This is a genomic window from Allobosea sp. AK1 (assembly GCF_006714945.1).
GTDB lineage: Bacteria > Pseudomonadota > Alphaproteobacteria > Rhizobiales > Beijerinckiaceae > Allobosea > Allobosea robiniae.
Map to the genome: position 1 here is coordinate 172,171 of NZ_VFMG01000002.1, position 12,647 is coordinate 184,817.

At 61.6% G+C, this 12,647-nt stretch carries 13 protein-coding genes and 2 pseudogenes; 3 read left to right on the forward strand and 12 right to left on the reverse strand.

The genetic code is table 11. The features are described from left to right. Positions 1-676: 676 nt before the first annotated feature. The 9 genes from FHT98_RS25975 to FHT98_RS26010 all read right to left on the reverse strand — a co-directional run bounded on the left by FHT98_RS25975 (position 677) and on the right by FHT98_RS26010 (position 7,962). The gene (locus FHT98_RS25975) at positions 677-1,375 is read right to left on the reverse strand and encodes an ATP-binding cassette domain-containing protein (protein WP_142116013.1); all 699 of its coding nucleotides are present in this window, start codon (positions 1,373-1,375) and stop codon (positions 677-679) included. A 348-nt stretch (positions 1,376-1,723) separates the two neighbouring features. After that, positions 1,724-3,142 (reverse strand): NAD-dependent succinate-semialdehyde dehydrogenase, encoded by a 1,419-nt coding sequence (locus FHT98_RS25980; protein ID WP_142116014.1) that lies wholly within the window; start codon positions 3,140-3,142, stop codon positions 1,724-1,726. Between the two features lie 56 nt (positions 3,143-3,198). Further along, the gene (locus tag FHT98_RS25985) at positions 3,199-3,939 is read right to left on the reverse strand and encodes an SDR family oxidoreductase (protein ID WP_142116015.1); all 741 of its coding nucleotides are present in this window, start codon (positions 3,937-3,939) and stop codon (positions 3,199-3,201) included. Positions 3,940-4,003: 64 nt separating this feature from the next. Continuing rightward, positions 4,004-4,762, reverse strand: coding sequence for an alpha/beta fold hydrolase (locus FHT98_RS25990; protein ID WP_142116016.1), 759 nt, complete (start codon positions 4,760-4,762; stop codon positions 4,004-4,006). Between the two features lie 291 nt (positions 4,763-5,053). Beyond that, a complete protein-coding gene (locus FHT98_RS25995) occupies positions 5,054-5,515 on the reverse strand; it encodes a DUF2721 domain-containing protein (RefSeq protein ID WP_142116017.1) in 462 nt (153 codons plus the stop codon). Further along, entirely contained in the window at positions 5,515-6,684 is a 1,170-nt protein-coding gene (locus FHT98_RS26000; protein WP_465246941.1) for an oxidoreductase, read from the reverse strand. Before FHT98_RS26000 ends, FHT98_RS25995 begins: the two co-directional genes overlap by 1 nt. 122 nt (positions 6,685-6,806) lie before the next feature. Next, positions 6,807-6,938 carry a hypothetical protein gene (locus FHT98_RS26700; protein WP_282568672.1) on the reverse strand — a complete coding sequence of 44 codons (132 nt, stop codon included), beginning with the start codon at positions 6,936-6,938 and terminating at the stop codon, positions 6,807-6,809. An 8-nt stretch (positions 6,939-6,946) separates the two neighbouring features. Next, entirely contained in the window at positions 6,947-7,261 is a 315-nt protein-coding gene (locus FHT98_RS26005) for a DUF1330 domain-containing protein (protein WP_142116018.1), read from the reverse strand. After that, positions 7,258-7,962, reverse strand: a complete 705-nt coding sequence (locus FHT98_RS26010; RefSeq protein ID WP_142116019.1) for a type 1 glutamine amidotransferase domain-containing protein — start codon at positions 7,960-7,962, stop codon at positions 7,258-7,260. Before FHT98_RS26010 ends, FHT98_RS26005 begins: the two co-directional genes overlap by 4 nt. Positions 7,963-8,262: 300 nt before the next feature. On the opposite strand from FHT98_RS26010, the gene FHT98_RS26015 reads away from it, so the two are divergent. Beyond that, positions 8,263-8,865: a TetR/AcrR family transcriptional regulator gene (locus FHT98_RS26015; protein WP_142116020.1), complete on the forward strand. Its 603-nt coding sequence runs from the start codon at positions 8,263-8,265 to the stop codon at positions 8,863-8,865. A 186-nt stretch (positions 8,866-9,051) separates the two neighbouring features. On the opposite strand, the pseudogene FHT98_RS26830 reads toward FHT98_RS26015, so the two are convergent. After that, positions 9,052-9,395 (reverse strand): annotated as a pseudogene (locus FHT98_RS26830) (SDR family NAD(P)-dependent oxidoreductase). A gap of 267 nt (positions 9,396-9,662) precedes the next feature. Between FHT98_RS26830 and FHT98_RS26025 the strand changes: the two are divergent. Continuing rightward, positions 9,663-9,997: pseudogene (locus FHT98_RS26025) on the forward strand (LysR substrate-binding domain-containing protein); the annotation flags it as partial. Positions 9,998-10,503: 506 nt separating this feature from the next. Here FHT98_RS26025 and FHT98_RS26030 read toward each other — a convergent pair. Continuing rightward, positions 10,504-11,403: an NmrA/HSCARG family protein gene (locus FHT98_RS26030; protein WP_142116021.1), complete on the reverse strand. Its 900-nt coding sequence runs from the start codon at positions 11,401-11,403 to the stop codon at positions 10,504-10,506. An 89-nt stretch (positions 11,404-11,492) separates the two neighbouring features. Here FHT98_RS26030 and FHT98_RS26035 point away from each other — a divergent pair, with 89 nt between their 5' ends. Further along, positions 11,493-11,906: a winged helix-turn-helix transcriptional regulator gene (locus FHT98_RS26035; RefSeq protein WP_142116037.1), complete on the forward strand. Its 414-nt coding sequence runs from the start codon at positions 11,493-11,495 to the stop codon at positions 11,904-11,906. Between the two features lie 512 nt (positions 11,907-12,418). Here the strand turns inward: FHT98_RS26035 and FHT98_RS26040 are convergent. Then, positions 12,419-12,647, reverse strand: a 229-nt coding sequence (locus FHT98_RS26040; protein WP_142116022.1) for an integrase core domain-containing protein, incomplete at its 5' end; no start/stop codon positions are given.

Here is a 12,647-nt window from a genome sequence, read left to right on the forward strand (position 1 = left end):
GTCCCCGAGGCGGCCGACGAGGCGCAGAGAACCCCGCGGCGTAATTGCTGCCATGGCCATAGTGTCTTGCGCGGTCAGCGCACGCTTGCGGCGGTCAGCAAAGCCCTTGCCGGTCGAGCGGGCGGTCATGGCGCTCGGCGACAACCTAGGCGGGGCTTGTAATGCGGAGAGCTTCCTGACCTGATCTGCCGGTGCATGTGCTCTCCTCCCAGACAGGCGTCCTGCCCGGATGCCGGGCGGCGCTGATTTTGCCTGATGCAACCATCAGCGATGCCGCTCTGCCAGCAGAGTTTGGTTATGTCTGCTGTAACGCTCTCTTTTGGCGCGGGCTGCTGCCGGGGCCTTGGACCGGCCCGCGCGCAACGCCTTGCGTTTGTCAGCTAGACGAGAAATCTCTTGGCGGCCCGACGATCGAGTCGTCAGGATCGGAGGCGATTTAACAACAAACGTCCGTTGGTTTCGTCGGACGGTATCTTTCAGGGCGGGAATTGATGAGCAAGCAGTGTCGGGATCGTGTGGTCCTCATCACGGGTGCGGGAAGCGGTATCGGCGTGAGGGTCGCTCTCCGCTTCGCCAGTGATGGCAGCGCCATATCCACGGCCGACGAGGCGAGGGGCCGATCCTGGAAGGCAGGCCTATGGTTGAGAGTGTCCCGGCCGTCGTTCGGTGACTCCCATCAGCTCGGCAAGCTTTGCGGAATCGCTTTCGAGTACAAGGCTCGCCCCCATGTGCGGCCACGATCCAGTATCATGGCGTCGGATGCGAAGGACAGAGCCAGCTGGGCATGCTGCTCGACCAAAATGATCCCGAGCTGATCCTCCTGCTGTAGGCGCCGGAAAGCCTCCATAAGCGCGTCCACGATAACGGGAGCCAAGCCCTCTAGCGGCTCGTCGAGCAGCAGGAATCTTGGATCGCACATCAGCACCCGCGCGACCGCGAGCATCTGCTGTTCGCCGCCCGACAGCTGGTTGCCCATATTGGCCCGTAGTCGGGCGAGGTTCGGGAAGAGGTCGAAGACTCGCTCTAGCGTCCAGTGTGAGCCTCGCGCGGCGACGGTCAGATTCTCCAGCACGGTCAGAGACGGAAAGATCTCGCGCTCCTGCGGCACGAAGCCCAGCCCGGCTCGCGCCCGCCTGAAGATCGGCCAGAGCGTCGTGGATGCGCCGTCGAAAGACACCTCGCCCGAATGCAGGGTGGTGTGGCCCAGGCAGGTCCGGAGGAGCGTAGTCTTGCCGACGCCGTTGCGGCCAAGTAGGGCCAGTATCTGGCCGGCGCGCAGCTGGAATGAGATGTTTTCGAGGATGATCGTTTCGCCGTAGCCGGCAACGACATCGCGCAGAATAATTGGGCGGCATAGCCACGGCGCGTGGGCCAGAGGCTGTCATGCTGCTCGTGCCGGATGTGATGAAGGCGCGCGGCTTCAAGCCATTCGCCGTCGCGGTTGCCGCTTGAACCCCTGCCCGGGGCTCAGGCGCCCCCCGGCATCCTCTTACGGGACACGTTCATGAACACGCTCAGCATCGAGCCTGTCGCTTCGTTACTCGCGCGCCTCTTCACTGAAGCCGAGGGCTCCACCGTCGGCGACGGCAGAAGGCGTGCGGTAGGGGTTGCCATCGGAGAGCATTCAAGTTCTCCGCCTCATTCCAATCGAGTTCATCATGCAGCTGCGCCATGATCGCCTCGGCGGCATGGTTATTTGTCCTCTGAGTCATTAAAGTGTGTGTTAATCGACGAACGTCGTCCAGACCGCCTGCGGGTTCGTGAATTCACGCAGGCCGAAGTGGGAAAGCTCGCGCCCGTAGCCGCTCTTCTTCACACCGCCGACCGGGATCCGCGGGTTCGATGCGCTGAAGCCGTTGATGAACACACCGCCGGTTTCCAGGCGTCGTGCGATCCGCTGCGCGCGTGCCGTGTCGGCCGTCCACAGGTTGCCGCCAAGCCCATAGTCGCTGGTGTTGGCCAGCTCGATCGCATGCTCGACATCGTCGGCAACCGTGATCGCGGCGACCGGTCCGAACGTCTCCTCCTCGAAGGCCGTCATACCCGGGGCTACGTCGGCAAGCACAGTGGGTTCGTAGAAATTGCCCACGCCGTAGACCTTATGGCCGCCCAGCAGCAGCGTCGCGCCCTGTGCGATCGTCTGCTCCACCTGGTTATGCAGCTCGTCGCGAAGGTCGTTGCGTGCCATTGGTCCCATGGCGATCGAGGGATCCTGCGGATCGCCGACCGTCAGCTTCCTGGCTGCTTCCACGAACTTGCGCGTGAATTCGTCGGCGATCGGCCGTTCGAGGATGAAGCGTTTGGCGGCAAGACAGACCTGGCCGCTGTTGCCGAACCGGGCCTTGATGCCGGCCTCGACCGCGAGATCGATACTGGCATCGGCCAGCACGATGAACGCGTCACTGCCGCCTAACTCGAGCAGGCTCTTCTTGAGCGCCTTGGCGGCGGTCGATGCGACCGCAGCGCCGGCGCGCATGCTGCCGGTCAGGGTGATCGCGGCAACACGAGGGTCTGCGATGACGTCGGCGACAATGTCGTTGCCGGCGTTGAGATTGGCGAACAGCCCCTTGGGGAACCCGGCCGCCTCATAGACCTGCTCCAGGGCATAAGCAGATCCCATGACGTTGGGCGCGTGCTTGAGCAGGAAACCGTTCCCGGAGAGCATGATCGGACCCGATGCCCGGATAACCTGCCAGATCGGCAGGTTCCAGGGCATGACTGCGAGGATCGTGCCGATCGGCAGATAGGACACGTGCACCTGATCGTCGCCATCGACCGAAACCGGTTCGTCGGCGAGGATTGCGGGGCCGTGCTCGGCGAGCCAGTCGATGGTCGAGGCGCTTTTCTCGACCTCGGCGCGCGCCGCACCAATGGTCTTGCCCATCTCGGCGGTGATGATCGCGGCCAGCGTTTCGGAACGATCGCGCAAAGTCGCGGCGAGCCGGTGGTAGGCGGCAACGCGCTCCGCCATCGGAGTGTCGCGCCAAACCCGAAACGCAGTCGCGTTTGCGCGGAGCGTGGCCTCGACCTCCTCCGGCGTCTGATAAGGGTAGGTGGCGATAAGCTCATCGGTCGCGGGATTACGCGAGACCGCGCCAGCAGCATAAATCACGGCCGGATTGTTGGTTGGTTGCGACGACATGGTGGTTCCTTCGGAGCTGCGTTGCTCGAACGCGTGGGGAGATGCAGTGGCCGCGATCAGAATTGCTGCGCCGTGGGTCGGATCACGATCGCGTTGACGTCAACTTCCGCCGGCTGTTCGATCGCGAAGGCGATGGCGCGTGCGACCGCGCTCGCCGGGATCGCCTGCTTGTAGAAGTCCAGCACCGTCTCCGCCGCGGTGCCGGACGTGGTGAACTTGAGGTCGCTCTCGACCGCGCCCGGCTCGATGGAGGTGACGCGGATCTTGCCGCCGACTTCCTGCCGCAGCCCCTCGGTGATGGCGCTCACCGCAAATTTGGTGCCCGAGTAGACCGTACCACCGGGTGCAAAGACCTTGATGCCCGCGACCGAACTCAGGTTGATGATGTGGCCACTATCCTGACCGAGGAAGCGGGGCAGCGCAGCCGCAATGCCATACAGCGTACCCTTGAGGTTGATGTCGATCATCGCATCCCACTCGTCGGTATTGACCTCCGCCATCGGCCGGATCGGCATTAACCCGGCATTGTTGATCAACACGTCGATGCGTCCGAACTCTTTGACGACATCAGCGACCACCGCCTCCACCTGTGCCTTGTCGGTCACGTTGAGCACATAGGCTGCCGCAGCACCACCGTGTGCTTTGATGTCGTTCACGACCTCGTCGAGCTTGTCCTTGCGACGCGCTGCGATCGCGACCGTAGCGCCGCGTGCGGCGAGCAGCCGGGCGGTTTCCGCGCCGATCCCGGTGCTGCCGCCAGTGATCAAGATCACCTTGCCTTCGATTCCCTGCGTCATGTCATATTCCGATCGTTATATGTTTCGGGTCGGGCCGGGCACCAGCGCCCGGGCCCGTGATAGATCAGCGGCTTTCGCGCGCCGCCTGCTCGATGACGTTCGCAACCGCGCGCGGCTGCGAGATGAAGACGGCATGGCTGCCCTTGATCTCGGTCACCTTCGCTTTGGCGCGCTGGTACATCGTGCGCTCGAGGTTCGGGTTGATCATGCGGTCCTGCGTCGCCACGATCCCGTAGACGGGCTTGGCCTTCCACGCCGGCGTGGTGATCGGCGTCGAGACGATCTTCGAATTCCACGGCACCTGCGAGAGGGCCATGAACCGGGCGTCAGCAAGCGGCAGGTCCGCTGCGAAATCCGCCGGGAATTTAGCCGGATCGACAAGCAGATAGCCGTCCGCGGTCGGCGCGATGCTATCGGCCGCAGGCGGATCGGACTTGATCAGCGAGATGACCGTCTCACCCTCGTCGGGCACGAAAGCCGCGACATAGACCAGGCTGACGACATGCTGGTTGGTGCCCGCCTCGGTGGTGACCGCGCCGCCATAGCTATGGCCGACGAGGACGGCCGGCCCGTTCTGGCGGTCGAGGATGCGGTTGGTGGCAGTCACGTCGTCGGCGAGCGAGGTCAGCGGCTCCTGCACGACGCTGACGATGTAGCCGTCCTTCGCGAGAATGTCGGCGACCGGCTTCCAGCCCGATCCGTCGGCGAAGGCGCCGTGGACGAGGACGATGTTGCGCACCGGTCCGGAGGCGGGTGCGGCGACCGCGAGGCCTGGCAAAGCGGCGATCGAGACGGTGGCGAGCAGGGTGCGAAGGACGTTCATGTGGGTCTCCAGTTTTTGCAAGGCTGCAGGCAGGCGATATTAAACCGGTCGTCTTGAGAAAGGCGTCAGAGTGTTTCGCGTTAGTCAGGCCTTAAGCAGCCCGATAAAGATTAGGTAGTCTTTAATAGACCGGTCGTCTAGTTGTGATTTTTAGATGACATTTTTTTAAGAACTTTGATTTAGGCGTTCTTGAGTAAGGGTTCCGAGCCGCTCCCCCCATATCGTCAAAGCGCGTTTGCAGCCTTCCGGATGACCGTTGCGCAAAGCGCGGCATTGCTGCGCATCGCGTAATCAGGGCAAGCCAGCTTGCTCTTCAGCAAGCGTTTCGGTCGCGACATAGAGCACACTCAGGGCAACCCTGATCTCGGCAATAAAGCTGATCAGCGCCCCCATTAGCAAAAGCATTGAGACAATGAACGTCAGCGCGACCGCGATACCGATATGCAGGTCGATCAGGCTTGAGACGAAGAGGAGTACGATCACCAGGCACACCGCCAGCGCGGACAGAGCGGCAAAAAGGATCGAGCCGTTGATCAGCCTGATCCGTTTGGGAATTAGGCCCAGCTCGACTCGCTCGATCGCAAGGTGATCTTGCCTCGCCTTACCTCCCAATACGCGTGCCCGGTCGATAACGCGGGCGAGCCGCCCCGTCGTCACGCTGAGGAGCGCGCCGAGCCCGGTCAGAAGAAAGACGGGAGCAACCGCGATGCGGATCGTCTCCACCACGTTCACCAGTGATGCCGAGCCTGCCATTACAAATTCCTTGATTTTTTGAGTGCGAGCTCAGGAAGCAATCTGGTGGGGATAAGCGGGGTAGTCGGTGAACCCCTCCTCCGCTCCGCCATAGAGCGTCTCGGCTCGCAATGGGTTGAGCGGCCAGCCATTGGCGATCCGCGCTGGCAGGTCGGGGTTGGCGACGAAAGGTCGGCCAAAGGCGACCATGTCCGCCAAGCCAGTGGACAATAGGCTGTCGGCGCGCTGGGCGGTGTAGCGTCCCGCGTAGATGATGCGCCCCGAAAAGGTCTGCCGAACCGCTTCGCGGAAGCTTGTCGGCAAGTCGGGCGCATTGTCCCAATCCGCTTCGCGATCGACACATAGGCGACGCCGGCGTTCTCTAGCACCTTTATCGCCTCGATATAGGTGGCGTGAGGATCCTGCTCGACCAGACCGATGTAGACCCGGTCCTGATCAGTGCTCTCGAACAGGGAGGTGAACCGCACGCTGAGACGATCCGGACCTACGACGCGTGCTACCGTTGCGACGATCTCGCGCAGGAAGCGCAGACGGTTGTGCAGCGTGCCGCCATAGTCGTCGGTGCGCTGGTTGGCGTGCTCAGAGATAAACTGATTTACGAGGTAACCATTGGCCGAATGGATCTCAACGCCGTCAAAGCCAGCGGCGAGCGCGTTGCGTGCCGCCTGGGCATAGAGCTCCACGATCTCCCCGATTTCTGCCACGGTCAGCTCACGCGGCAACGACGGCGCCGTAAGCGTGCCCGAGCCCGGCTCGATCTCGATGAACGCCTTCACCTTCTCAGCGATGATGGCGGACGGCGCGACCGGTGCATCGCCGTTCGGCTGGAGCTCGGTATGCGAAACGCGCCCGACGTGCCAGAGCTGCGCGAAGATCACGCCACCTTCGGCATGGACGGCGTCGGTGACCTTGCGCCAACCGGCGATCTGGGGATCGGTGTAGATACCCGGCGTCCAGGCATAGCCCTGGCCGCGGGGCTCGATCTGCGTGCCTTCGCTGATCATGAAACCGGCGCTGGCGCGCTGGCGGTAATATTCAGCCATGAGATCCGTGGCGACGTCTCCCGGCTGCGCCGCACGTTGCCGCGTCAGCGGCGGCAAAACGATGCGGTTGCGCAAGGTCTGGGTGCCCAATTGGACAGGCTTGAAGAGGGCCTTGTGGCGGGTCATGATGGTGCGTCCTCTGAATGGGTCATTGTCTTGCTCAGGCGAGGTCGCCCGACGTGTGGGATTCCGCTCCGATCAGCGGCTGGCTGGCTGCCTCGATTGCGGAGGGGCATGCCGCCTCTGCCCTATTCGTTGACCCGGAACGGCTCGAAGTGCGGGGCCCAGGTCTGGAACATCAGCTGCACCAGCTTGATCTCTTCGGAGTAGAAGGGCTGGGCTGCCAAAGCGGCGCCAATCCAGTGCCGGAGGCTGCGCATCTTCGGACCTATTCTGTCAGTTTATCGACCGGGTCATCGGTGCCCGCGACGAGGATGACACGGGAGATGCTGCCGTGTTGACGGTGGGGAAGCGCTGCCTGGTACTCGGGGCTCGAGTACCAGGCGCGGGCTGCCGCCATCGTGGGAAAGCTCAGGATCGCCACACCCTCTGCAGGGTCACCTTCAAGCACCTCGTGAGGGCCATAGAAGGCGATCGGGGCTACCGGATGCTTCTCCCGCGCAAGCGGAGCTGTCTCGCGATACCGCGCAAGGGCGTCGGGATCGGTCGTCCGCTCGCAGATGATGACGGCATAAGCGGTCACGCTTCGGTCTTCACTGCATCGAGGGCCGACATCGCGTCCATCAGCGCGCGTGCGGTCGCAGGCGACGATCCCGGATTTTGGCCGGTGATGAGCAGGCCGTCCTGAAGGACGTACGAGTCCCAGTCCGGACCGCGCGAGTAGATCCCGCCCAGCGCCTTGAGCTCGTCCTCGACGAGGAACGGCACGATATCGGTCAGGCCAACAGCTTCTTCTTCGGAGTTGGCGAAGCCGGTGACCTTCTTGCCCTCGACAAGCGGACGGCCAGCAGGAGTCTTGACGTGGCGCAGGACGCCGGGTGCGTGGCAGACCAAGGCGACCGGCTTGCCAGCGGCGAGGAAGGTTTCGATCAGTCTGATCGACGTTGCGTCCTCGGCGAGATCCCATAGCGGGCCATGGCCACCAGGATAGAAGACGGTGTCGAAATCTTCCTGCGACACGTCCGACAGCTTCACCGTTGTGGCGAGCGCTGCGGTTGCTTCGCGGTCCGCCTCGAAGCGGCGCGTATCATCGGTTTGGTTGGCAGGCTCGTTGCTCTTCGGATCGAGCGGCGGCTGACCGCCCGTGGGCGAGGCGAGCGTGATCTCGGCGCCGGCGTTCTTGAAGGCGTAATAGGGCGCCGCGAGCTCCTCGAGCCAGAAGCCGGTCTTGCGGCCGGTGTTGCCGAGTTCGTCGTGCGAGGTGAGTACCATGAGGATCTTCATTGGACGTCCTTCGATGTTGTCGTGCGACCGGCATGGCCCACGTTCTAAGTAGAGACACCGGAGTGGACCGGTCGTCTTGTTATTGGCGTCGGTAGCTTGTTCGCGATCCGTTTCCGGATGCCGCTGCAGCGCAGATGAAAGGGAGATAGGCCAAAATAGACCGGTCGTCTATAACTATTTTCGCCGCATATGCTTTTTTTCAGAAATGCCCTCCGCGTGCTTCCGCGTCAGGGGCACTGGCAGAAGTCGTATGAGGTGCTATATATAGACGACTGGTCTAATAAATCGCACGAGGATGGCATGTCTGTAGGAGCTCAAGAACACGACTCGCGGTCCACGATCCTGGCCACCGGCCAGAAGATTATGAGCCGCAAGGGATTCTCCGGGGTCGGACTGACTGAGATCCTGAAGGACGCCGGCGTGCCCAAGGGATCGTTCTATCATTATTTCGCGTCCAAGGACGCGTTTGGCGAAGCTATGCTCGCTGCCTATTTCGATGGCTATCATGCCGAGATGGATGAACTGTTTTCGAAACCGGGCCTTACCGGCGCCGAGCGTCTGATGCTGTACTTCGCTGCCTGGCGCGAGAACCAGGGCGCCTTCGACTGTCAGGGGCGCTGCCTTGCCGTGAAGCTTGGTGCCGAAGTGGCGGATCTCTCCGAGCCGATGCGCCTTGCTTTGAAAAAGGGCACCAATGGGATCATCTCGCGCATGACACGCGCAATCGAGGACGGCGTCGCGGATGGCTCTCTTGCGATCCAGGAACGCCCAGCAGACCTGGCCGCGTCACTCTATTATCTGTGGCTTGGCGCCAGCGTGATGGTAAAGATCCTCCGTACGCACGAGCCGTTCGAAACGGCTCTTCAGTCCACCCGACCTATGTTGGGAACCGCAACGCGGTAGAGCAATTTTTGGGAGCGTGATCAGCCGCTTTTTGTGAATGACGGCGCCCGACAGCAATGTAAAGCCCGCTTCCGATCGCTAATCGAAAGCGGGCTTTACTGAGTCACCGCTACAGCGGCGTTTAGACCTGTGCCATGCCGCCATCGGCGCATAGCTCTACAATGGCGATGAAGCTCCCCTTGTCGCTCAATAGGAACAGCGGCGCTCGGCCACTTCTGCCGGCTTAGCCATGCGGCCTAGCGGGATCGGTGCGACAAGGGACGCGCGCATTTCGTCGGGCACCTGCGCCATGATCTCGGTCTTCGTCGGCTCCGGAGCCACCACATTCACCCGAATGCCGCGCGAGGCCAGCTCGCCGTCCATGTCCGGGCATAGCCGCCCAAGGTCGCCTTCGTGGCACCGTAAGTACCGTACGATGCGGCGCCCATCGATCCTGCGATCGACCCAACAAGCACAACCGAACCACCATCGCTCAAAGCGCCCAGGGCAGCCTTCAGACCTAAAACAGGTCCGCGGACGTTGACCGCCAAAGCCGATCGAAATGGTCTGAAGTCTCATCTACAAGCGCCGCAGGGTCAAAGTCCATCACGGCGCGGACGGAAGGCGTCTTACGTAAATCGCGATGCACGAGGAGCCAGATCTCCCTGGAAAAGGGCGGGACCTTCTCTCCTATCGCATCAGTTTCGGGTTGGCGTCTCCCAAAAAGCAGGGCAGCCCGGCGACGCCGGCTCCCGCCCCCGCCGCAATGAAATGCCCACTGATGTCGTTCAACTCGCACGCGACCGGCCGTGCGTCTCGCCGTCAACTATGCCTCACAGTCGATCGGTCGCGTCGAGGATTGGGAGTGGGTTGAGGGCGGGAGCTGCGGATGTTGCCGATGCGCGCCCGCGTCACCGTCAACAGTGCCGAAGCATACATCGCCTGCTGCATCGCCGGCCTCGGCCGCATCCAGATCGCCGCATATGATGTGAAGCGCCGCCTCGACGCCGGCGCACTCATCGAGGTGATGCCCGATCATCGCGCCGCGCCGATGCCGATGGCGCTGCTCTACCCGCATCGTCAGCATCCCTCCCGCAGGCTTCAGGTCTTTGCGGACTGGCTTGAGCAGCTCTTGAAACGGGCGATTCTGTAGGAAAGTGACAGGCTGACGCGCGGCCTTGCCACCGTGTGGGTCAGCAGCAGAGAATTGAAATCATAACCCTCGCTGCAAGACTGTGCGGTCATTGGCGGCGTTCGCGTAGGCATAGCGAAGAATATCGCGCCATGGCGTAGAATCGGCGGGCCTGGCGGGCCACGCCCGACGATGATGAGCACTACGTCTACGCTATAGCCCTCTAATGCCGCACGGTGCCACCTCCAGTGCCAATTGGCGCAGTTCATCAGGTTTTTTGGCCATTTTCTGAATGGCCGGGTCGGGGTAGGAAGCCGCCAGTCCATTCTGGCGTTGCTCGCCAGAATGGAAACCTGCGCTATTATGCAGTCAGGTTCTGTCCACGAACACCTTATTGGCGGGCGTTTTCGCCCGCCTTTGCCTCTGCGATCGCTAGCATGCCGGAGCGGCAGCGATCGCTAAGATCTCGACGGTCATGCAAACTTGCTTGTCTTCGTACTTACTGAGCCGAAGCCACCAAAACACTGCTACTCCGGTTGGTGGGCAGCACTTTTCCCCAAGGCTTCAACGAGCGCCGTGCGTCCGCTCCCGGCAAGCCAAGATCGGAAAGAGAGGAGTTCTGGATTGATCTCCCGCATAGCGTCTAGATCGACACGTTCTGCCAGCGGGCCATGTTCCAAGCTCTTAGCCATGTGCGCGAGGTCCGCATTGGCTGCGAGAACGTCATGCGGAAGACGTGCGTAAGTTATCGGGCGACCGGCGACTTCGGTGAAGGCGGCTTCGAGCTCCAGACCTGTAACCCTGTCGCTTGCGATCCTCAAAGTCACCCCGCCGAACCGAGCCATATCGGCGAACATGGCCGCAACGAACTTTCCGATGTCGTCCACGGCAGTGAGCTGGATCGAATGATCTGGTCTGATAAGAGAGAGCAATCGCCCTTCGTCCAAACCGAACCCGGGTCGCACAAGCATTTCCATGAAGATCATGGGCCTGACGATGGTTGCCGTAATGGGCAATTTGCGGATGTGCGCCTCGATGTGAGGCTTGGCATCGAACCGCGCCACACCTGTCAGCTTATCCCCGACGCTCGCGCCCGAGGAATAAACGAGATGAGCGACGCCACTTTCGGCGCCCAAGTCCGCGATCGAGGCGCCGTAGCGTACTTCATCCTCTGCCGCCAAGTTCGCCGGCAGCACGCTGAAAACACCATGAGTGTCTTTCATCGCCGCCCGAATTACATCCCTGTCCTCGAAAGATCCGGGCACCAGTTCGACGCCTGCGTCTCGTAGGGCAATCGAGGCCGATCCCATGGGATCCAGTACAAGCGCGCGAACAGGCCACCCTGCCTTCAGCAAGGCTTTGGCGACCGATCCGCCCTGTCGTCCGCTGGCGCCGAAAACCAAAATTGGACGTTTGTCATTGGTCATGGATGACCCTCGCGTTGAACAAGGGTCATCCATATATACGAATAGAGGGCTATCGGAAGACGGCACATTTTTCAGCATTAGGTACGGGGATGATACTCTTGGACAAGTCTATTCCTGCCCGCTCACATCAGGCGCCAGAGGGCAAGGTGGAGTTCAAACCAACCCCATCAAACGGGATCTGCACGCGGCTCGGCGACAAATGGACTGTCCAAGTCCTGTGGCGTCTCTCCCTTGCAGATGAGCGACGGCTTCGCTTTTCAGCGCTCAAAAAAAAGATCGACGGGATCACCCAGCGAATGCTGACGCTGACACTGCGTAATCTAGAGCGCGACGGGCTTGTCGTGCGCCATTATTTTCCCGAAGTGCCACCGCGGGTCGAATACGAGTTGACCGACATGGGAACCGGCGTTTTGCTCGCCCTTGAAGGACTCAATTTTTGGATTCGAGATAACCTACCTACCATTGAAGAACATCGTCGCGCCTACGACAAAGCCGAGCAGTAACTTCTGGGACCCGCCGTAGCCTCGACCCGCTTCTAAACCGAGGTTTTTGCTCGGATGTGGGCGCATCACGTGTTGCACCCATAAGATGGCAGCTTTCGGCGAACACCAATCCAACCCTGCATGGCCACTTTGGGGTCGGAAGCTGCCGATACGGGCTTCCCGCGGCACGCCATGTTCGATATCCGCGTACGTGGTCCACGTGGCAATCGGCGGTGTTTGCGTATCCATAGCGCGGAATATCGCGCCACGGCGTGCAATCGGCGGGGTTGGCGGCCCGCGCTCGACGAAGATGAGCACTACGAAAGCATCATAAGCATCTAATACCATTGAATATATTCGACCTTGTGCGGTGATCGGCGGTTTTCGGTGGCGATTGCGTAGCTCGCGGGGGCAATAGCGGATGTTTGGCGAGAGTTTTGCGATTTCCCTCGTCGCGTCAGCCTGTGTTTCGGCGTGCAAGTTTGACCCCGTGAGGCGGGGGATCTGGAGTGCGCCCCTGACGGTAGACAGGATCAGGCTGCGGTTTTGACCATGAGCCGGGTGTGTTGATCCTCGAACTGCTGCGGACTGAGATAGCCGAGCGCGGAGTGCAGTCGGCTTGCGTTGTAGATGTGATCGATGAAGCGCGGAAGGTCGGCGGCGACGTCCTCAAAGGTTTCGTAGGCCATCGGGTAGACGGCCTCGACCTTGAGCGTCTTCATGAAGCTCTCGGCCTTCGCGTTGTCGTAGGGATTGCCTCGG

Coding starts and splice junctions, on each gene's coding strand:
- FHT98_RS25980 (WP_142116014.1), bottom strand. CDS start 3,142: ATGTCGTCGCAACCAACCAACAATCCGGCCGTGATTTATGCTGCTGGC.
- FHT98_RS25985 (WP_142116015.1), bottom strand. CDS start 3,939: ATGACGCAGGGAATCGAAGGCAAGGTGATCTTGATCACTGGCGGCAGC.
- FHT98_RS25990 (WP_142116016.1), bottom strand. CDS start 4,762: ATGAACGTCCTTCGCACCCTGCTCGCCACCGTCTCGATCGCCGCTTTG.
- FHT98_RS25995 (WP_142116017.1), bottom strand. CDS start 5,515: ATGGCAGGCTCGGCATCACTGGTGAACGTGGTGGAGACGATCCGCATC.
- FHT98_RS26000 (WP_465246941.1), bottom strand. CDS start 6,684: ATGACCCGCCACAAGGCCCTCTTCAAGCCTGTCCAATTGGGCACCCAG.
- FHT98_RS26700 (WP_282568672.1), bottom strand. CDS start 6,938: ATGCGCAGCCTCCGGCACTGGATTGGCGCCGCTTTGGCAGCCCAGCCC.
- FHT98_RS26010 (WP_142116019.1), bottom strand. CDS start 7,962: ATGAAGATCCTCATGGTACTCACCTCGCACGACGAACTCGGCAACACC.
- FHT98_RS26015 (WP_142116020.1), top strand. CDS start 8,263: ATGTCTGTAGGAGCTCAAGAACACGACTCGCGGTCCACGATCCTGGCC.
- FHT98_RS26030 (WP_142116021.1), bottom strand. CDS start 11,403: ATGACCAATGACAAACGTCCAATTTTGGTTTTCGGCGCCAGCGGACGA.
- FHT98_RS26035 (WP_142116037.1), top strand. CDS start 11,493: ATGATACTCTTGGACAAGTCTATTCCTGCCCGCTCACATCAGGCGCCA.